The organism is Leeuwenhoekiella sp. MAR_2009_132, assembly GCF_000687915.1.
In the GTDB taxonomy this organism is placed as follows: Bacteria; Bacteroidota; Bacteroidia; order Flavobacteriales; family Flavobacteriaceae; genus Leeuwenhoekiella.
The window spans coordinates 1,659,658-1,677,884 of the sequence record NZ_JHZY01000004.1 but is presented as its reverse complement, the minus strand read 5'-3'; the positions used below and the strand labels follow the sequence as shown (position 1 = coordinate 1,677,884).

The following is an 18,227-nucleotide window of genomic DNA, read 5'->3' as shown; positions in this document are numbered from 1 at the left end:
TCATGAAGAAAAAGTTTACCCGGTCTCATTCTAAACCTGCATCAGATGATCCCATAAAGGCAAAGAAACATCTGGGTCAACATTTTTTAAAAGATGAAGGTATTGCTCAAAAAATTGCAGAAACTCTTACACATTCAGGATATAATGAGGTGTTAGAAATAGGACCGGGAACTGGTGTTTTAACTAAATATCTGTTACGCAAAAACAGCCATATCACCGCAATGGATCTTGACAGCGAGTCTATTGTATATCTCAATCACAGTTTTCCGCTTGAGTACCCTGCCCTTTTTGAAACAGGTTCGCTCACCGTTTTAGAAGCAGATTTTTTGAAATATGATTTAAGTGAGCTATATGCAGAAAAGTCGTTTGCCATAACGGGTAACTTCCCTTATAATATTTCTACACAGATTGTTTTTAAAATGTTAGAATGGCGAGATCAGGTTCCAGAATTTAGCGGAATGTTTCAGAAAGAAGTGGCACAACGCATCTGCGCACCTTCGGGCAGCAAAACCTATGGTATTCTTTCGGTACTGGCACAGGCGTTTTACAATGCAGAATATCTGTTTACAGTACCACCTGAAGTTTTTAATCCGCCGCCTAAAGTAGATAGTGGTGTTCTTAAACTTACGCGTAAAGAAAACTATAAAGAGCTCGCTTGCGATTCCGCAGAACTTTTTAAAGTTGTAAAAATGGCGTTTCAACAACGTCGCAAAACCTTACGCAACAGTCTTAAACAACTGGAATTGAGCGAAACATTAAGAGCTACAGATGTTTTTGACAAGCGCCCCGAGCAATTAGATGTTAATCAATTTGTAGCACTTACTCAAGCAATACATGAGGATTTGCTTTTAGACAAAAACTAAAAATACGCATCTTCAATACCTTACTAGAAAGCCATTAATAGTTCTAATTAGGAGCGTTAAAGAATCTCTTATAATTGCTATTTTAAGAGGGTAAATCTATCACAATGCGACGCTCGTCTCCTACTAGTTTATTTATATTTGCCAGACCCAAAAACTAAGTAATAACCCGTTAAGTGAGCAACTATGGCTTTTGAAATTACTGAAGACCTTATAGAGCAAATCGAAAACTTAATCGAGGCTCGTGATGACGCTGCTATTCTTGAGCTTCTTGACGAGGTTCACCACGCGGATATTGCCGAAATTTTTGATGAGATTAATCTCGATGAAGCAACCTATCTGGTAAAACTTCTGGATAGTGAGACTACTTCTGAAGCTCTTATGGAGCTTGATGAAGACCTGAGGGAAGACATTCTTGATAATCTTTCTCCACAGGAAATTGCAGATGAGTTAAACGAGCTAGACACCGATGATGCGGTTGACTTTTTATCTGAACTCTCTGATGAGATTCAAAAGCAGGTTATAGATGCCATTGAAGATGAAGCGCATGCTCGTGATATCGTTGAGATGTTGCTCTATGAAGAGAATTCTGCAGGGGGGTTAATGGCAAAAGAGCTTATACGTGTACGCGAAACCTGGACGGTTGCCGGTTGTGTAGATAAAATGAGAGCTCAGGCCGAAAATGTAACCCGGGTACATTCCGTTTATGTAGTTGATAAAAGAGACCATCTAATAGGCAGACTTTCGCTTAAAGATCTGTTAACTGCAGATGCTAATGCAAAAATTTCAGACATTTATATTCCTAATGTAGATTCGGTTAACGTACACGATTCTGGTGAAGATGTTGCCCGTTTAATGCAAAAATATGATTTGGAAGCCGTGCCGGTTACTAATGATTCTGGCGTGCTTTTAGGTAGAATTACCATAGATGATATTCTAGATTTTATACGGGATGAAGCAGATGAAGATTACCGTATGGCTGCGGGTTTATCACAAGGAGCAGAAGCAGATGATACCACCTGGGAACTTACCCGGGCACGATTACCGTGGCTTGTACTAGGTCTCGTAGGAAGTCTGGGCGCTGTAAATATTATGAAAAGTTTTGAAGGTGCTTTACAGGTACATCCCGAACTGTTTTTCTTTACACCACTCGTGGCAGCAGTTGCCGGTAATGTAGGTGTACAATCAAGTGCGATTATTGTTCAAGGTCTCGCTAATGACAATGTAACGGGTAGTTTATGGCTGCGACTTCTTAAAGAAATAAGTATAGGACTTATTAACGGTATTGCCTTAGGAGTACTCGTAGTAAGCTTCGGACTTATATTTGGTTTTGGCTGGTTATTAAGTTTAACTGTCGCTGTGGCAATGCTTTCTGTTATTATTGTTGCTGCTCTGGTAGGTACGTTTGTCCCCATCTTATTAGACTGGAAAGGTATAGATCCTGCAATTGCAACAGGACCTTTTATCACCACGAGCAATGATATCTTCGGAATTCTTATCTATTTTAGCCTGGCGAAACTCATCCTAGGGTTTTAAATAAGGCTAAAATATTCCCAAATAAATCTCAAAACAGGTAGTTAAACATACTTGCCAAATTTAGTTTAGTATTTTTGAGAAATGAATGCAAAAACATTTAAACTTAATATAACGGTTCCTGCTGAAGCTATTGACGGTCTTGGTCACGTAAATAATGTAATTTACCTTCAGTGGGTGCAGGATGTTGCAGAAGCACACTGGCAACACAATTCTACAGAAGAAATGTTACAAAAATATGCCTGGGTAGCACTCGAGCATACTATTAAATATCACGCCCCTGCATTTGAGGGAGAGGCGGTCACCATAGAAACGTGGATTGAAAAATTTGAAGGTGTTCGCTCGTTCCGTAGAACAAAAATATTTAGACCGGCAGATAATAAGCTATTGGCCAGCGCTATAACGAGTTGGTGTTTACTGAATATGGATACTCGTAAGCCTTTACGCGTACCTGAGGGTTTTACAGCATATTACGAAGAAGTAAATCAATAATTTCCAGATTATCATACTTATGAAAATTTTACATATAGACAGCAATCATGACTTGATGATTGAACAATTAGAGGCAGCCGGTCATAGTAATCACACAGACTTTACCTCTTCTAAAGAAGAAATTGAAGCAAAAATTGATGAGTATGAAGGTGTTGTAATTAGAAGTAGGTTTAAAATAGATAAACAGTTTATTGACAAGGCAACAAACCTAAAATTTATCGCGCGTGTAGGTGCCGGTCTTGAAAGTATAGATATCCCGTATGCCGAATCTAAAGGAATACAACTTATAGCCGCTCCTGAAGGAAACCGAAATGCAGTAGGAGAACACGCATTGGGAATGCTCCTAATGTTGTTTAATAAATTGAAATTGGCAGATGCAGAAGTAAGACATGGCCAATGGAATAGGGAGAAAAATAGAGGTTTAGAACTTGAAGGAAAGACCGTAGGGCTTATAGGTTATGGCAACATGGGAAATGCCTTTGCTAAAAAACTGCAGGGTTTTGATTGTGAAGTACTGTGTTATGATATAAGACCCAATTTGGGTAATGCGCATGCACGACAGGTTACTCTTGAAGAATTACAAGAAAAATCAGATGTCTTAAGCTTGCACACCCCGTGGACACCATTAACTGACAAGATGGTTGATAAACAGTTTATAGAAGGGTTTAAGAAACCATTTTGGCTCATCAATACTGCCCGTGGTAAAAGTGTGGTTACGGCAGATCTTGTAGACGCTCTTAAATCTGGTAAAATCCTGGGTGCCGGTCTCGATGTTTTAGAATACGAGAAACTTTCTTTTGAAAATTTATTTACTACCGAAGAAATGCCAGAACCCTTGCAATATTTAATTCAAGCTGATACGGTTATTTTAACCCCGCACATTGCGGGTTGGACGGTTGAAAGCAAGGTTAAACTTTCTCAAACAATAGTAGATAAAATTTTAAAGCTTTAAAAAACTACTACGGTTTCCTAACTAGCTTATATAAAAGGCTGATTTTTAATGCATTTTTGTTATTTTAGAAGTAACAAAAGGTATTTTATGCAGCACATTTACGATCCTAATTTTCAAAATCAAAATCTTTCTGTACGCACAACTGCGGCTTTTGATAAGCTTGCAGATGCTTTTAGAATACTCGCCTGGAAAGGGCAAAAGCAAAGCGGTTTCTCTCCACTTCAACTAAAATTATTATTATTTATAGCCTATCACGAAGCAAAAGATAATACGGTAAGCAGGTTAGTAAACGAATTTCAAATTACTAAAGCAACAGTTAGTGATTGTATAAAAACACTTGAAAAACAAGGACTTCTACTTAAAGTACTAAACTTTAGAGATAATCGTAGATTTCATATAGAACTTACCGAAAAGGGTAAAAAACGTGTTTCTGAAATTCAAGAGTACACAACTCCTGTTTTAAATATTTTAAACGATGAGAAAACAGAGAATTTAGAGGCTATTTATAATAGTCTGTTTTCCATACTATCTAAACTTAATTCGCAGAATACAATACAATTAAACAGATCTTGTGCAAACTGCACGGCCTATAGATCTGACGGTATTAATCACGCCTTTTGTATGCAACTGCGCGTGCAATTAAAACCAAAAGACAGACGAATTGATTGTCCCAAACATCAATCTAAATAAAATAATATGAAGAATAGAGTTACCGGTTTAGGAGGATTTTTTTTCAAAACTAAAAATCCAGATCAGATTAAAGAATGGTATAAAACTCATTTAGGAATACCCACAGATCAATACGGGTGGACATTCTGGTGGCATGATAAAGACGGCAATAAGTGTTCTACGCAGTGGAGCCCTTTTGAAGAAAAGTCAGAATATTTCTCACCCAGTGACAAACCGTTTATGATGAATTTTAGAGTTGAAAACTTAACCGAATTATTAGAAATTCTCAAAGAGGAAGGCGTCACTATAGTTGGAGAAACTAAAGAATATGAATACGGAAAATTTGGTTGGATTTTAGATCCCGAAAACAATAAAATAGAATTGTGGGAACCTAAGGATTCTGTATTTTTAGAAAATAATTAATTAACAATCAACCAAAATCAGTAAATCAATGAATGAAGATAAAAACTTCGAAGACCAGGCCAGAGAAACTGCTAAAAACTTTGGCGATGGAGCAAAAAATGCTGCTAATGATTTTAAAGAAAGCTGGAATCAAACAACCAATCACGGAGAGAATAAAAAATTAATCTGTGGTATTCTGGCATTAATTTTTGGATACTTAGGTATTCATAAATTTATTTTAGGATACACAAAAGAAGGCATCATTCAAATTGTAGTTTCGGTTGTTACTTGTGGAATAGGCGGCCTTATAGGTTTTATAGAAGGCATCATCTATCTTACTAAAACAGATGAAGAATTTTATCAAACCTATCAGGTAGGGAGAAAACCCTGGTTTTAATTTTAAATGGATTTCTTTATATTCAGTAGTAAAATTGCTTAAATATAAATTTTAAAACCTAAAAATGTCGCTACAAACATAAAGTTAGTAGCGACATTTTTTTTATATACAGGTTCTTTAGTTTTGTTTTAAGACTCTCTAGCAGACTCTTCTTCCTCGCGCTTAGATTGCTCTAATTTTTGCTCTAATTCTGCCTGAAATTCTTCTAAAACCGGTTTTACCGTACTTTCAGGAAGATCTTCTATACGTATATACATTAACCCGTCTATTGCGTCATTAAAAAGCGGATCTACATTAAAAGCGACTACTTTAGCATTTTGTTTAATGTATTTTTTGATCAAAACAGGAAGACGCAGGTTTCCGGTTTCCATCTCTTCAATGATTTTATCAAACTTATTCAAGTCTGCTTCTGTCTCGTCAAAAACAAACTCTTTATCTGCATCCTTCAGCTTAACCTTAAATTCTTTTTTCGGTCTAATGTATTGTGCCACATAAGGATCGTAGTAATGCGAGCGCATAAATTCAATCATCAAAGATTTTGAGAAATTAGAAAACTGATTGCTAATACTTACACCTCCTATAAGATATTTATGTTCCGGAAAGCGCAAAGTTGTGTGCACAATACCTCTCCACAACAGGAATAAAGGCATTGGTTTTTGCTGATATTCTTTTATGATAAATGCACGCCCCATCTCGATACTCTCGCCCATCATTTTGTGCAATTCAGGCTCAAATCTAAAGAGACTTTGAAGGTAAAAACCGTTGATACCAAGTTTCGGCATAATCTGAGAACCCAATCCCATACGGTACGCGCCAGCGATTTTTTTATTGTCTTCATCCCATAAAAACAGGTGATGATAATGACGGTCATAACCGTCTAGGTCTGTAGGCTCATTAGTTCCTTCACCCACTTCTCTAAAAGTGATCTCGCGCAAACGACCTATCTCATTTAATATATTCGGAATAATTTCGGCGGAAGCCAAAAACACTTCATAGTTCTTGCTTTGCAACAGGCGACGCTCATTATCCCGAAGAAAATGAACTTCCTCCTCAATAAGCTCAGACTTCACACCTTTTACAATCTTTTTAGGCTCTTTAGGCACTTTTAAAGACTGCGGAATAGTACTCAAAATTGACTTTTTCTCAAAAGTCTTGGCGAGCATATAGGTTTTCTTTCTTAAAAATTCGGTGAATTCTTCTAATGTGGCATGCTCTTTTTGAGCTGCTACATTAATAGGATTACCTATACGTACGTGAATGATACGCTTCTTCTGCGTAAGTAATTCTGAAGGTAATTTTGCTGTACGCAACGTATCACTTATACGGGATAATTGATAAAACAGTCGGCTGTTTTTTGCGTGAAAATAAATAGGAACAATAGGCACCTCTGCACGTTTCACGAGCTTCATCGCTGCTTCTTCCCAGGGTTTATCTATAATTAACTTGTCATCTTTGTAAGTAGAAACTTCCCCTGCAGGAAAAATCCCTAAAGGATGCCCATCTCTCAAATGTGTAATTGCTTGCTTAAATCCTGCAATGCTCGATTTTGCATCCTTGTGATCTTCAAAAGGATTTACCGGCATTACGTAGGGTTTAAGCGGCTCTATACGGTGCAGTAAAAAATTAGCGATAATCTTAAAATCAGGGCGCTGCTCTATCATCAGCTTTAAAAGCAGTATGCCATCTATACCGCCCAGCGGATGATTACTTATAGTTATGTAACTTCCATTTTTAGGAAGTCTTTTCAAATCTTCTTCAGGTATATCAAAATCGATCTCAAATTCACCTAGAATAGCGTCCAGAAATTCTAGGTCGCTCAAATGCTTATTGCGATCATAAATCTCATTTGCTTTTGAGATTTTGAGCACTTTCATAAGTGTCCAACCCATAAATGTACCCGCAAAACCAAATTTATCTACATTAATTGCTTTTGCGACTTCTTTTGCGGTAACTAATCCCATTAATTGCTAGTGTTCAAAACCTTTAAATAAAGATAAAGGTTGTATCGTTTTAACTAAATTATTTTGAAGGCAAGGCCTACTATTAAAAGACCACCAAGAAGGTAGAAAACAAATATAGGTAAAAACGCAGCAAGCTACCTATAATGTAACCAGTTGAACGGTATTTTGCGCAACTTGTTTTAATAAGATCTGTTTATTTAACTCTAAAACTTTTACAGAATCATCTGTAGCATGTCGCAGCGTGTACAACGATACATCCTGATATACAGTCACCTTGAAGTCTGCCCGCAGCTTTGCAACCAGCGCATCTAAGTTTTTATATTTATTATCTATACACACCGAAAAACTAATAGCAGAGTTCTGTATTAAATCTACTTTCATTTTATACGTACCCAGTAATTTAAAAATTTCACCAATATTCTCTTCGGCCATAAATGAAAAATCTAATGATGCCAACTCTAGCAAAACCTGCCCGGTTTTTAAAATATAGCAAGGCACTTCGGGCTCTATAGCTTTACCCAAACTCACCTGGGTTCCTAATGCTTTAAAATCGTTAAAAGAACGTACATAAAGCGGAATTTCCTTACGCTGCAACGGCTGTAATGTTTTAGGATGTATTACAGACGCCCCATAAAAAGCCAGTTCTATCGCTTCTTGATAGGATATAAACTTTAGTAAAACGGCATTTTCAAAATACCGCGGGTCTGCACTTAAAACACCGGGCACATCTTTCCAAATAGTTACCTGTTTAGCATTTAAACAATAGGCGATGATAGCAGCCGTATAATCACTGCCTTCTCTTCCTAATGTTGTAGTAAACCCATTTGCGTCAGAACCTATAAAACCCTGCATCAGCTGAATCCCACTTTTAGGCAAATTTCTACTTAGATTACGCATCGTAAGTTCCCAGTTTACTTTTCCTTCTCGGTAACTCGCGTCAGTTTTTATATACTCTCTTACATCGTGCCAAGTGCTTCCTAAACCTTGCTCCTGTAAATAGGCGTTTACGATAGTAGTACTTAAGAGTTCGCCATAACCCACAATCTGGTCATATACAAAATCGTAATCGGGAGATTTATTGCGGTTTAAAAAACCTCTCAATTCATCAAAGAGACTTTGTAATCTTTTAAATACGGGTGCAGCAGGATTTTCAAATAAATCACCTGCAAGTGCAAAATGAAATTCAATAACCGGCTGTAAGGCTTCAATACATCCTTTTGGAGACTCAAAATAGGCCACAATTACCCGCTCCAGAGCATTAGTCATCTTACCCATCGCCGAAACCACTATTATAAGGTCTTGATTTTCGGTTTCTTTAAGAACGTTTAATAAATTACGTACACCGCCGGCACTTGCAACAGATGCGCCTCCAAACTTGTAAACTTCAAAACTCATAAGCTGTTAATCGAGCATTCCTTTAGTAGACAGAAATTTCTTCATAGCCTCAATATCCATTTGTACTGTATTCCACTCCCGCATCACATTTGCTCCAGAAGCTTCATAAAAATCAACTGCAGAAGTATTCCAGTCTAGCACGACCCATTCCACACGTTTTAAACCCAGCTTGTAAGTATATTTAATCACTTCGGTATATAATGCCATTCCTATACCCTCGCCGCGGTATTGCTGGCGTACGATAAGATCTTCTAGATGCACGGTACGGCCTTTCCAGGTAGAAAACCTAAAATAAACCAGTGCTATACCCAGAATTTCACCCTCTCGCTCTGCAATAAAACAGGTGAAATCAGCATCATCTCCTGTTCCATAAGAAATAAGATCATCTACAGTTACCTCAACGGCATCAGGTTCTTTTTCATAAACAGCAAGCTCTTTGATTAAGCGTAAAACCTGAGCCATGTCGTTAGATTCTGCTATACGTATGTGTGCATTCATAAAATGGGATTTTCTAGTTAAAGATACATTTAAAAAAAAAGAACAAAATCACGAGAACCCATACCTTTAAATAGATTCTTGAGAGTTCCTTAATAAAAAAACCCGCTACAACAGGTTGTACCGGGTTTGATATATATATTTATAACCTGATCTTACTTCTTATTTAGAAGGTAGATATAATCTTCAAAATCTACACCACCTTGAAAAATCTCAATAGATCGCTCTATTAAACTTTTTGATTTTTCTGCACTAAAACCAAGACCTATCGCATATTTTTCAATTAAAAAACGCTCGTGATCATCAATCTCGTGGTCGATAAAAATCATTTTAAACAAATCGTGTAAACGCTCTAAACGTTTTTCTGAAGTGTTAGGAGGATTAATTGGGTATTTACGTGCATTTTCAACGATATCAACATATTCACTCTCGTCAATATCAAGTTTAACTGCAAAACGCTTTAAAAGCTTAGTTTCTTCCGCGTTAAGTTCACCATCAACAGTCGCCATATTTGCAATTGCTGCAAAATGACCCAGGTTGCGTCTGTGTTCTCCGCTATCAAATAAATCTGTAAAAGACATGGTTGTATTTTTAAGAGCCCAAAGATAATTAATATGTAATCGTATTAAAACATAAAAGTAATTATTTGAGAGATTGCATTTTTAGCTTAAAAAAGCTAGAAATGCACCGGGCTATACGCGCTACACGGTAGCTTGCTGCTATCCCTATCTCAGCGGTAAGTTTAGCAATTATAGTTTACCTTGAATATTCAAATTTCTTTTTCCTACTTTCCAATTCTCTTTTCTGATATACATTTTATTTCTATTTTAAAAATCCTGTTGGATCACTTACAATTTAAATAATTTGATAACCATCAACAATAATTACCTGTTGACGCTAATATTTTCTTAATCCCACAAAGGCTTTACAGACTGCATTGTAACTTTAAATAAAAAAGCTAGAAATCATCGCAGAGCCACTCTTACAATTTAACGACAAAGGTATTTACTGTGCAGCCGCTAAGGTCTATCTCGACCCCTGGAAACCGGTAGACAAAGCCATTATATCCCATGGTCACGCAGACCACAGTCGCTACGGTCATAAAGCATACATTACGCATCATACTAATGTCCCTATTATTCAGCACCGGCTGGGAGCAATTAATGTGACCGGTAAAGAATGGGGAGAAACCTTTGTGATTAACAATGTAAAATTTAGTCTGCATCCTGCGGGACATATTATTGGCAGCTCGCAGATACGAGTAGAACACAAAGGTGAAGTCTGGGTATTTACCGGCGATTACAAAACTGAAGATGATGGCATTGCGGTACCTTATGAGCCGGTAAAATGCCACACATTTATTACCGAAAGCACCTTTGGACTTCCGGCATTTAAATGGCGCCCGCAAGCTGAAGTATTTACGGATATTAACAATTGGTGGGCAGAAAATAAAGCCGAAGGTAAGACCTCTATAATATTTGGATATTCATTGGGTAAAGCACAGCGCTTGTTGCGCTACCTGGACACAGATATTGGTAAAATATACACCCACGGGGCAATAGAAAACATGACCGAAGTCATACGCCCGCTTACCCCAATGCCGGTAACCACACGTGTAACCCGAGAGACCAAAAAAGAAGATTTTATAGGTAATATTGTGGTTGCGCCGCCCAGCGCACACGGCAGTACGTGGATACGTAAGATGGTTCCCTACGTTACCGCATCTGCGAGTGGTTGGATGACTTTTCGCGGAGCGCGTCGAAGAAGAGCCATAGATAAAGGTTTCGTACTTAGCGACCATTGCGATTGGCAAGGTTTACTAGAAAGTGTAAAAGCCACTGGAGCAGAAAAGATCATCAGCACCCACGGTTATACCGATATTTTTACGCGCTTTTTACTGGAACAAGGTTATGATGCACGTACCGAAGCTACACAATACGAAGGCGAACTCGGAGAAGAAAATAAAAAAGAAGAATCTGAAGAAAATTAACTGCTCCCCTCCCTTTTCTCTGTTGAGAAGGGCTGGGGATGAGGTACAGCGATATGAAGGCATTTGCACAACTCATTAAGAAAATAGACAGCACTAACAAAACTAATGTTAAGGTAGATGCACTTACCCAATATTTTCAGGAAGCTTCCCCTAAAGATAAGGTGTGGACGATTGCTATTCTTTCACACCGTCGTCCACCACGACCGGTAAACACAACGTTATTGCGTACCTGGGCGACGGAACTCGCCAATATTCCCTTATGGTTGTTTGAAGAGAGTTACCATATCGTAGGTGATCTCGCAGAAACTATTGCACTGGTGATTCCCGCCTCTGAAGATAGTACCGAAAAAAGCCTGACGCAGTTTCTTGAAGAAATGATTGCCCTTAAGAAAAAAACCGACGAAGAAAAAAGAGAATATCTTCATGAAAACTGGACAAACCTCAACTACTACGAGCGCTTTGTATTTACTAAACTCATTACCGGAAGTTTTCGAATTGGCGTTAGTCAGAAGTTAATGACGCGTGCACTGGCAAAAGCTACAGGTATAGACATTGATGTTTTGGCTTACAAACTGATGGGGAATTGGGATCCTAAAAAAATTAGTTTTCAAGAACTTATTTTAGAAGAAAACGCAGCAGATTACCTCAGCAAACCTTATCCCTTTTATCTCGCCTATGCTATTGAAGACAAACCAGAAGATTTAGGTGATGTAAATAATTGGTACGCAGAACATAAATGGGACGGTATACGATCTCAGGTAATTATTCGTAATGAAGAATTGTTTGTATGGAGTCGCGGAGAAGAACTGGTTACCGATAAATATCCTGAGTTTGAAGCTTTTGTTTCAGCATTACCTAACGGAACCGTACTAGACGGCGAAATTCTCCCTTATAAAAAAAACACAATAGGCACATTTAATGATTTACAAACCCGAATCGGTCGTAAAAATATTACCAAAGCCCAACTCAAAAAAACTCCTGTAATTCTTAAAGCCTACGATATTCTGGAGTGGGATGGCAAAGACATACGTGAAATGGCTTTCGCCGAAAGGCGTAAACTTTTAGAAAAACTATATGCCGAAGTTAAAACTGAAGAATTACCATTACATCTTTCAGAAACCATCGAGTTTTCAAATTGGGAAGAGGCAGCAGTAGAACGGGAGCGCAGCCGCGAAGTGATGTCTGAAGGCTTGATGCTCAAACGGAAAGATTCGCCGTATCTGGTAGGTCGTAAAAAAGGCGACTGGTGGAAATGGAAGGTTGACCCGCTCACTATTGATGCGGTGCTCACCTATGCGATGCGCGGTCACGGCCGCCGCAGCAATCTGTTTACCGATTACACCTTTGGACTTTGGGATGACAATAAAGAAGAACTCGTCACTTTTGCCAAAGCCTACTCCGGATTAACAGATGCCGAGTTTCGCAGTTTGGATGCTTGGATTAAGAAAAATACGTTAGAACGTTTTGGTCCCGTGCGCAGTGTCACACCACATCATGTTTTTGAGATCGCCTTTGAAGGCATCGCGCTATCTAAACGTCACAAAAGCGGCGTCGCCACCCGTTTCCCGCGTATGCTGCGCTGGCGTAAAGACAAAAAAATTGATGATGCCAATACCTTAGAAGACCTCAAGCAATTGATTCCGAAGCCTGAAAAAGGTGAATAATCTGCTATGACAACTAAACAACTACATACACTCGCAAAATCCTGGTTTAAATCTCAGGGCTGGAAACCATTTCCCTTTCAGGAAGAAAGTTGGGATGCATTTTTGGCGGGTAAAAATGGTTTATTAAATGCGCCAACAGGAAGCGGAAAAACCTATGCCTTGTGGGTCGGGTTTGTTTTAGACTACATTAAAAATAATCCTGATTATAAAACTAAACACAAGCCGGGATTAAAAGCAATATGGATTACACCACTGCGGGCGCTTTCAGTAGAAATTGCACAGGCGGCGCAACGATTTTCTAATGGTTTAGAAACCCAACTAACTATAGGCATACGCACAGGAGACACGCCTCAAGCCGAACGTGCAAAACAAAAACGTAAAATGCCAGATTTGCTCATCACTACTCCAGAAAGCTTACAGCTTTTACTAACTTCTAAGGGCTACGACAAGGTTTTTAAAGACTGTACAGCAATTGTAATTGATGAGTGGCACGAACTTTTAGGCAGCAAACGAGGCGTTCAAGTAGAGTTGGGATTATCAAGACTTAAGACAATTGCTCCAAAACTGCGTATTTGGGGAATTTCAGCAACTATAGGAAATCTCAACCAGGCACGCGAAGTGCTTTTAGGAACCGACTCTGAGCCTTTTGAAAATTCAGTATTGATAAAAGCAAATCTTGGGAAATCGTATAAAGTAGAAAGTATTATTCCTGAGACTATGGAAAAGTTTCCGTGGCGCGGTCACATGGGTTTACATCTGGTTGAAGAAGTTGTGCCTATAATCAATAACAGCAAAACAACTTTACTGTTTACAAATACCCGAGCGCAATGCGAATTGTGGTTTCAGAAGTTGATGCATAAACATCCTGAATATGCGGGCGAACTCGCAATGCATCACGGAAGTATAAATAAAGAAACCCGATTATGGGTTGAACAAGCCATTCGTAATGAGAGTCTAAAAGCGGTGATTTGTACTTCTAGCCTTGATCTGGGTGTTGATTTTGCTCCTGTAGAAAGCATCATCCAAATAGGCGGGCCAAAAGGTGTTGCCCGCTTTTTACAACGTGCAGGGCGCAGTGGTCACCAGCCGGGGAAAGAAAGCGTCATCTATTTTTTACCTACACATGCGATTGAGTTAATCGAAGCTTCGGCATTGGGGAAAGCAGCTATTAATCAGGTGGTAGAAGATCGCATTCCATACTTATTAAGTTTTGATGTATTGATTCAGTATTTGACGACTTTGGCGGTTTCTGATGGATTTTACCCAGCAGATATCTGGAAAGAAATTAAACAGACCTTCTGTTTTCAGGCAATGACCGAAGATCAATGGCGCTGGATTCTCAATTTTATAACTAAAGGAAGTCAGTCTTTACAAGCCTATGACGAATACAAAAAAATTGAAATTGAAGACGACGGGAAATTTAAAGTAAACAGTAAAGCCGTTGCCATGCGCCACCGCCTACAAATAGGAACTATCGTGAGCGATGCCGTACTGCAGGTAAAATATCTCAAAGGTGGTTTTATAGGTAGTGTTGAAGAGTGGTTTATCTCAAAATTATCACCGGGTGATGTATTTACGTTTGCTGGTAAAAACCTCGAACTTTATCGCATAAAAGGAATGCAGGTTTTAGTCAAAAAGGCAAAAACTAAAAAACAAGCCCGCGTGGTAAGTTGGATGGGAGGCAGACTTACACTATCTGCTCAAATGAGCGAACTGCTGCGCGAAGAGCTCTACTCTGCAAACTTACCCTTTGCACAACAAACCCGCGAACTGCAGGCCTTAAAAGAGATTTTTGAACGTCAGCGTTTAGAATCTATCGTACCTACAAATGATGAATTTCTCATAGAAACCTTTAAAAGTAGAGAGGGCTATCACCATATATTTTACCCTTTTGAGGGACGATTTGTACACGAGGCTTTAGGCAGTTTACTAGCATATCGCATTAGTTTACTTTCGCCTATAACCTTTAGCATTGCCTTTAATGATTATGGTTTTGAGATTTTATCAGACCAAAAAATAGATATGCAACAGGTGCTTGATAATGATCTTTTTACTTCAGAATTTTTATTTGAAGACCTGCAAAAAAGCTTAAACAGCACCGAAATGGCACGCAGGAAATTTAGAGATATTGCGGTAATTAGTGGAATGGTTTTTACCGGTTTTCCGGGAAAAATAGTCAAAAACAAACACCTGCAAAGCAACAGTCAGTTGTTGTTTGAAGTGTTTCGGGATTATGAGCCCGAAAATTTGTTGTTTCAGCAGGCGTATCGTGAGACATTTGAGCACCAACTTGAAGAAGGCCGCTTGCGTATTGCCTTAGAGCGCATCGAAAAACAAGAAATAATTGTAAAAGAATGCCAGAAAGCAACGCCGTTCTCCTTCCCTATTATTACAGATCGCCTACGCGAAAAACTGAGTAGTGAAAAACTCGAGGATCGCATTAAGAATATGCTGAGGTATCTAGATAAGATTTAGTTTTCGGTAAAAATAACAGCTGAAACTCCTCCTTTTAAACTGACTATTTTTTTAAGCGGAAAATATTCTATAAGTGCTTTTACCGCACTAGCACTGCGTTTTCCCGAAGCACAATACAATACGAGATTATCTTGCGCTGCGAGTACTTGAGGATTTGCCAACAGTTTATTTAAAGGAATGTGCAAACCACCTAAATTGAAATGTTCCCGTTCTTCCTGCTCCCGCACATCTACTAAAAAATAGATTTCTTTAGCTTCCGCGTATGCAGAATAATCTATTTCAGGAATTGAAGGTATCGTGCAACTCAAATCCAGCTCAATAAGTCCTGTGATTTTGATAGCTTCATTTTTTGTAAACGGAAGCAGTATTTGAGAGGCTTCAAGACTATTGTAAATGAGAAGTTTCCCAGAAAGCACATTCCCCAAATCTAAAATAATCTTAAGCACTTCATTTGCCTGAAAAATTCCTATAATTCCGGGTAGAATTCCCAGTACACCCACTTCGCTACAGGTAGGCATTTCTGCTTCTGAAACCGGCTCGGGGTACAGGCAGCGGTACGTAGGGCCGTTTTTGTAATTGAACACAGAAACCTGCCCTTCAAACTTAAAAATAGATCCAAAGACCAGTGGCTTATTGGTTAGTAACGCAGCATCATTCGCCAGGTATTTTGTACTGAAACTATCGCTGCCTTCAACAATAACATCGTATTTATCAAACAAATCGAGTGCATTTTCCGCAGATAAGCGTGTGGGGTAAGTCTCAATTTTTAATTGTGAATTCAGCCCGGCTAACACCTCTTTTGCAGCTTCAACCTTTAATGTTCCAACGTGATTTTCCGTAAATAAAATCTGTCGTTGCAGATTACTAACATCAACGCGATCATCATCTATAATCCCTAATTGCCCTATTCCGGCAGCAGCTAAATACTGTAAAACAGGACAGCCTAAACCGCCGCAGCCAATTACAAGCACGTTAGCATTTTTAAGTTTTTGCTGCCCTAATTCTCCCACCTCATCAAGTAGAATATGTCTGGAATACCGCTTTTTATCTTTAGTAGTTAACATCATTTACCAGTTTTGATCCCAATCTTTCCATACCGGTTCACGACCACTATCGCGTAACATTTGAGCAATAGTTTCGGTGCTGCGCTCATCTGAAATTTCAAACTGCTCTAATGACTGCGGTTCTACCACATAACCGCCGGGATTTGTTTTTGACTCCGCACTCATCGAAGTGATTCCTAAATGCACAATATGATCTCTAAACTTTTGCTGTTCGCGTGTAGAAATTGAAAGCTCTACATCTTCATCAAGAATACGATAGGCACAAATTAACTGCAGCAAATCTGGATCTGTCATTGCTACTTTAGGTTCGAGACCTCCACTAAAAGGACGCAATCTGGGAAACGAAATAGAATACTTCGTTTTCCAATAGGTTTTTTGCAAATATTTGAGATGTAAGGCTGTAAAAAAACTATCTGCCCGCCAATCTTCAAGTCCAAATAATGCGCCGATTCCTATTTTATGAATTCCGGCTTTTCCTAACCTATCTGGTGTTTCTAACCGGTAATCAAAGTTTGATTTTTTTCCTTTGGGATGGTGAATTTTATAGGTTGCCTCGTGATACGTTTCCTGATATACTAATGTGGCATACAAACCTTCTTTAATTAAAAGCTCGTACTCATCCTGATCTAACGGCTGTATTTCTATAGAAATGTTTGCGAAATGTGGTTTTAATATGCGTATCGCATTAGCAATATACCCCACGCCTACCGTCTGATTTGCTTCACCGGTAACTAATAAAATATGCTGAAAGCCTTTATCTTTTAAAAACTGAGCTTCCTTAAGAATTTCAGCATCAGTCAGCGTTTTTCTGGGAATCTTGTTAGTAAGACTAAAACCGCAATAGGTACAAATATTCTGACACTCATTACTTAAATACAAAGGCGCATACATTTGCATCGTATTACCAAACCGTTTCTGCGTAATCGCCTTGCTTTTTGCCGCCATGTGCTCTAAAAAGGGTTTTGCCGCAGGCGAAATCAAAGCTTTAAAGTCCTCTAGGTTGGGTGTAGCACTGGCCAGCGCCAACTCCACATCCCGTTCTGTTTTAGAAAAAATAGATTCTAAAACGGCACCCCAAGAGTGTGCGTTTAAGTGCTCTTTAAAATTAGTCATACAGAAATTGAGTTAGTGGGCTGCTTGCCTGTGCGTGTGTAGCTTGCGGTGCAAATCGTGCCGTATATGCCATTCTACCGGCTTCGACAGCCATTTTAAACGCTCTTGCTATCCTCACAGGATCTGGAGAAACAGCAATTGCTGTATTTACTAAAACGGCATCGGCACCCAGCTCCATAGCATCTGCTGCGTGAGACGGTCTGCCAATCCCCGCATCTATGATAACCGGCACATTGCTTTGCGCTATAATGATTTCTAAAAAATCCCGCGTTTTAAGTCCGTTGTTACTGCCTATAGGCGAACCCAACGGCATCACACATTGCGCACCTACTTCTTCAAGACGCTTGCACAACACCGGATCTGCCTGAATATAGGGCATCACTACAAAACCTAATTTTACCAGCTCTTCACAAGCTTTTAATGTTTCAATTGCATCGGGCAACATGTATTTAGGATCTGGATGAATCTCCACTTTAACCCAGTTTGTTTGTAAAGCTTCCCGAGCCATCTGTGCTGCAAACACCGCTTCTTTTGCGGTGCGTACTCCAGAGGTATTGGGAAGAAGATGCAGGGTTTCATGAGCAAGACTGCTTATCATATCATCCTCAGTATTTCCTGCTTCTACGCGTTTTAAAGCAACGGTCACCAACTCACTTTCTGAAGCTAAAATCGCATCGCGCATCAATTGCGAACTACTGAATTTTCCGGTTCCTGTAAACAGTCTTGAATTGAAGGTTTTATCTGCTATTCTTAATTTTTCCATTT

Annotated in this window: 17 protein-coding genes; 10 read left to right on the top strand and 7 right to left on the bottom strand. The window is 38.9% G+C overall.

What is annotated here, in order from left to right; genetic code table 11:
• Positions 1–2: 2 nt before the first annotated feature.
• From rsmA to P164_RS15740, 7 genes are all read left to right on the top strand, one after another.
• Positions 3–863, top strand: a complete 861-nt coding sequence (gene rsmA / locus P164_RS15770; protein ID WP_028377294.1) for a 16S rRNA (adenine(1518)-N(6)/adenine(1519)-N(6))-dimethyltransferase RsmA — start codon at positions 3–5, stop codon at positions 861–863.
• Between the two features lie 183 nt (positions 864–1,046).
• Positions 1,047–2,396 (top strand): magnesium transporter, encoded by a 1,350-nt coding sequence (mgtE, locus tag P164_RS15765; protein ID WP_028377293.1) that lies wholly within the window; start codon positions 1,047–1,049, stop codon positions 2,394–2,396.
• Positions 2,397–2,477: 81 nt separating this feature from the next.
• Positions 2,478–2,885, top strand: coding sequence for an acyl-CoA thioesterase (locus P164_RS15760; protein ID WP_035899925.1), 408 nt, complete (start codon positions 2,478–2,480; stop codon positions 2,883–2,885).
• A 19-nt stretch (positions 2,886–2,904) separates the two neighbouring features.
• Entirely contained in the window at positions 2,905–3,837 is a 933-nt protein-coding gene (locus P164_RS15755) for a 2-hydroxyacid dehydrogenase (protein WP_028377291.1), read from the top strand.
• 87 nt (positions 3,838–3,924) lie between these two features.
• The gene (locus tag P164_RS15750; RefSeq protein WP_028377290.1) at positions 3,925–4,527 is read left to right on the top strand and encodes a MarR family winged helix-turn-helix transcriptional regulator; all 603 of its coding nucleotides are present in this window, start codon (positions 3,925–3,927) and stop codon (positions 4,525–4,527) included.
• 6 nt (positions 4,528–4,533) lie between these two features.
• Entirely contained in the window at positions 4,534–4,929 is a 396-nt protein-coding gene (locus tag P164_RS15745; RefSeq protein WP_028377289.1) for a VOC family protein, read from the top strand.
• 28 nt (positions 4,930–4,957) lie between these two features.
• Positions 4,958–5,305, top strand: coding sequence for a TM2 domain-containing protein (locus tag P164_RS15740; RefSeq protein WP_028377288.1), 348 nt, complete (start codon positions 4,958–4,960; stop codon positions 5,303–5,305).
• Between the two features lie 128 nt (positions 5,306–5,433).
• Here P164_RS15740 and P164_RS15735 read toward each other — a convergent pair whose 3' ends face one another.
• The 4 genes from P164_RS15735 to P164_RS15720 all read right to left on the bottom strand — a co-directional run bounded on the left by P164_RS15735 (position 5,434) and on the right by P164_RS15720 (position 9,737).
• Positions 5,434–7,266, bottom strand: a complete 1,833-nt coding sequence (locus tag P164_RS15735; protein WP_035899922.1) for a GNAT family N-acyltransferase — start codon at positions 7,264–7,266, stop codon at positions 5,434–5,436.
• Positions 7,267–7,404: 138 nt separating this feature from the next.
• Positions 7,405–8,661, bottom strand: a complete 1,257-nt coding sequence (locus tag P164_RS15730; protein WP_028377287.1) for an aspartate kinase — start codon at positions 8,659–8,661, stop codon at positions 7,405–7,407.
• 6 nt (positions 8,662–8,667) lie between these two features.
• Entirely contained in the window at positions 8,668–9,159 is a 492-nt protein-coding gene (locus P164_RS15725; protein ID WP_028377286.1) for a GNAT family N-acetyltransferase, read from the bottom strand.
• 152 nt (positions 9,160–9,311) lie between these two features.
• Positions 9,312–9,737, bottom strand: a complete 426-nt coding sequence (locus tag P164_RS15720; protein ID WP_028377285.1) for a TerB family tellurite resistance protein — start codon at positions 9,735–9,737, stop codon at positions 9,312–9,314.
• 386 nt (positions 9,738–10,123) lie between these two features.
• Here P164_RS15720 and P164_RS15715 point away from each other — a divergent pair, with 386 nt between their 5' ends.
• The 3 genes from P164_RS15715 to P164_RS15705 are packed head-to-tail and all read left to right on the top strand — an operon-like array spanning position 10,124 to position 15,285.
• Complete coding sequence (locus P164_RS15715) at positions 10,124–11,146, top strand: ligase-associated DNA damage response exonuclease (RefSeq protein ID WP_028377284.1); 1,023 nt, start codon at positions 10,124–10,126, stop codon at positions 11,144–11,146.
• Between the two features lie 53 nt (positions 11,147–11,199).
• The gene (locus P164_RS15710) at positions 11,200–12,810 is read left to right on the top strand and encodes an ATP-dependent DNA ligase (RefSeq protein WP_028377283.1); all 1,611 of its coding nucleotides are present in this window, start codon (positions 11,200–11,202) and stop codon (positions 12,808–12,810) included.
• Positions 12,811–12,816: 6 nt separating this feature from the next.
• On the top strand, positions 12,817–15,285 hold the full coding sequence (locus P164_RS15705; RefSeq protein WP_028377282.1) for a ligase-associated DNA damage response DEXH box helicase: 2,469 nt from the start codon (positions 12,817–12,819) through the stop codon (positions 15,283–15,285).
• Here P164_RS15705 and moeB read toward each other — a convergent pair.
• Genes moeB through P164_RS15690 form a run of 3 tightly spaced genes read right to left on the bottom strand, consistent with a single transcriptional unit; the run spans position 15,282 to position 18,225 of the window.
• Positions 15,282–16,352, bottom strand: coding sequence for a HesA/MoeB/ThiF family protein (gene moeB / locus P164_RS15700; protein ID WP_028377281.1), 1,071 nt, complete (start codon positions 16,350–16,352; stop codon positions 15,282–15,284). The genes P164_RS15705 and moeB overlap by 4 nt on opposite strands.
• Positions 16,353–17,462, bottom strand: coding sequence for a 2-iminoacetate synthase ThiH (gene thiH, locus P164_RS15695; protein WP_028377280.1), 1,110 nt, complete (start codon positions 17,460–17,462; stop codon positions 16,353–16,355). It lies immediately after the preceding gene.
• Positions 17,455–18,225 carry a thiazole synthase gene (locus P164_RS15690; RefSeq protein ID WP_028377279.1) on the bottom strand — a complete coding sequence of 257 codons (771 nt, stop codon included), beginning with the start codon at positions 18,223–18,225 and terminating at the stop codon, positions 17,455–17,457. The genes thiH and P164_RS15690 overlap by 8 nt, the downstream gene beginning before the upstream one ends.
• Between the last annotated feature and the right edge of the window lie 2 nt (positions 18,226–18,227).

Excerpts from the sequence above, each read along its gene's own strand:
- rsmA (WP_028377294.1), top strand. The coding sequence starts at position 3 with ATGAAGAAAAAGTTTACCCGGTCTCATTCTAAACCTGCATCAGATGAT.
- mgtE (WP_028377293.1), top strand. The coding sequence starts at position 1,047 with ATGGCTTTTGAAATTACTGAAGACCTTATAGAGCAAATCGAAAACTTA.
- P164_RS15760 (WP_035899925.1), top strand. The coding sequence starts at position 2,478 with ATGAATGCAAAAACATTTAAACTTAATATAACGGTTCCTGCTGAAGCT.
- P164_RS15755 (WP_028377291.1), top strand. The coding sequence starts at position 2,905 with ATGAAAATTTTACATATAGACAGCAATCATGACTTGATGATTGAACAA.
- P164_RS15750 (WP_028377290.1), top strand. The coding sequence starts at position 3,925 with ATGCAGCACATTTACGATCCTAATTTTCAAAATCAAAATCTTTCTGTA.
- P164_RS15745 (WP_028377289.1), top strand. The coding sequence starts at position 4,534 with ATGAAGAATAGAGTTACCGGTTTAGGAGGATTTTTTTTCAAAACTAAA.
- P164_RS15740 (WP_028377288.1), top strand. The coding sequence starts at position 4,958 with ATGAATGAAGATAAAAACTTCGAAGACCAGGCCAGAGAAACTGCTAAA.
- P164_RS15735 (WP_035899922.1), bottom strand. The coding sequence starts at position 7,266 with ATGGGATTAGTTACCGCAAAAGAAGTCGCAAAAGCAATTAATGTAGAT.
- P164_RS15730 (WP_028377287.1), bottom strand. The coding sequence starts at position 8,661 with ATGAGTTTTGAAGTTTACAAGTTTGGAGGCGCATCTGTTGCAAGTGCC.
- P164_RS15725 (WP_028377286.1), bottom strand. The coding sequence starts at position 9,159 with ATGAATGCACACATACGTATAGCAGAATCTAACGACATGGCTCAGGTT.
- P164_RS15720 (WP_028377285.1), bottom strand. The coding sequence starts at position 9,737 with ATGTCTTTTACAGATTTATTTGATAGCGGAGAACACAGACGCAACCTG.
- P164_RS15710 (WP_028377283.1), top strand. The coding sequence starts at position 11,200 with ATGAAGGCATTTGCACAACTCATTAAGAAAATAGACAGCACTAACAAA.
- P164_RS15705 (WP_028377282.1), top strand. The coding sequence starts at position 12,817 with ATGACAACTAAACAACTACATACACTCGCAAAATCCTGGTTTAAATCT.
- moeB (WP_028377281.1), bottom strand. The coding sequence starts at position 16,352 with ATGATGTTAACTACTAAAGATAAAAAGCGGTATTCCAGACATATTCTA.
- thiH (WP_028377280.1), bottom strand. The coding sequence starts at position 17,462 with ATGACTAATTTTAAAGAGCACTTAAACGCACACTCTTGGGGTGCCGTT.
- P164_RS15690 (WP_028377279.1), bottom strand. The coding sequence starts at position 18,225 with ATGGAAAAATTAAGAATAGCAGATAAAACCTTCAATTCAAGACTGTTT.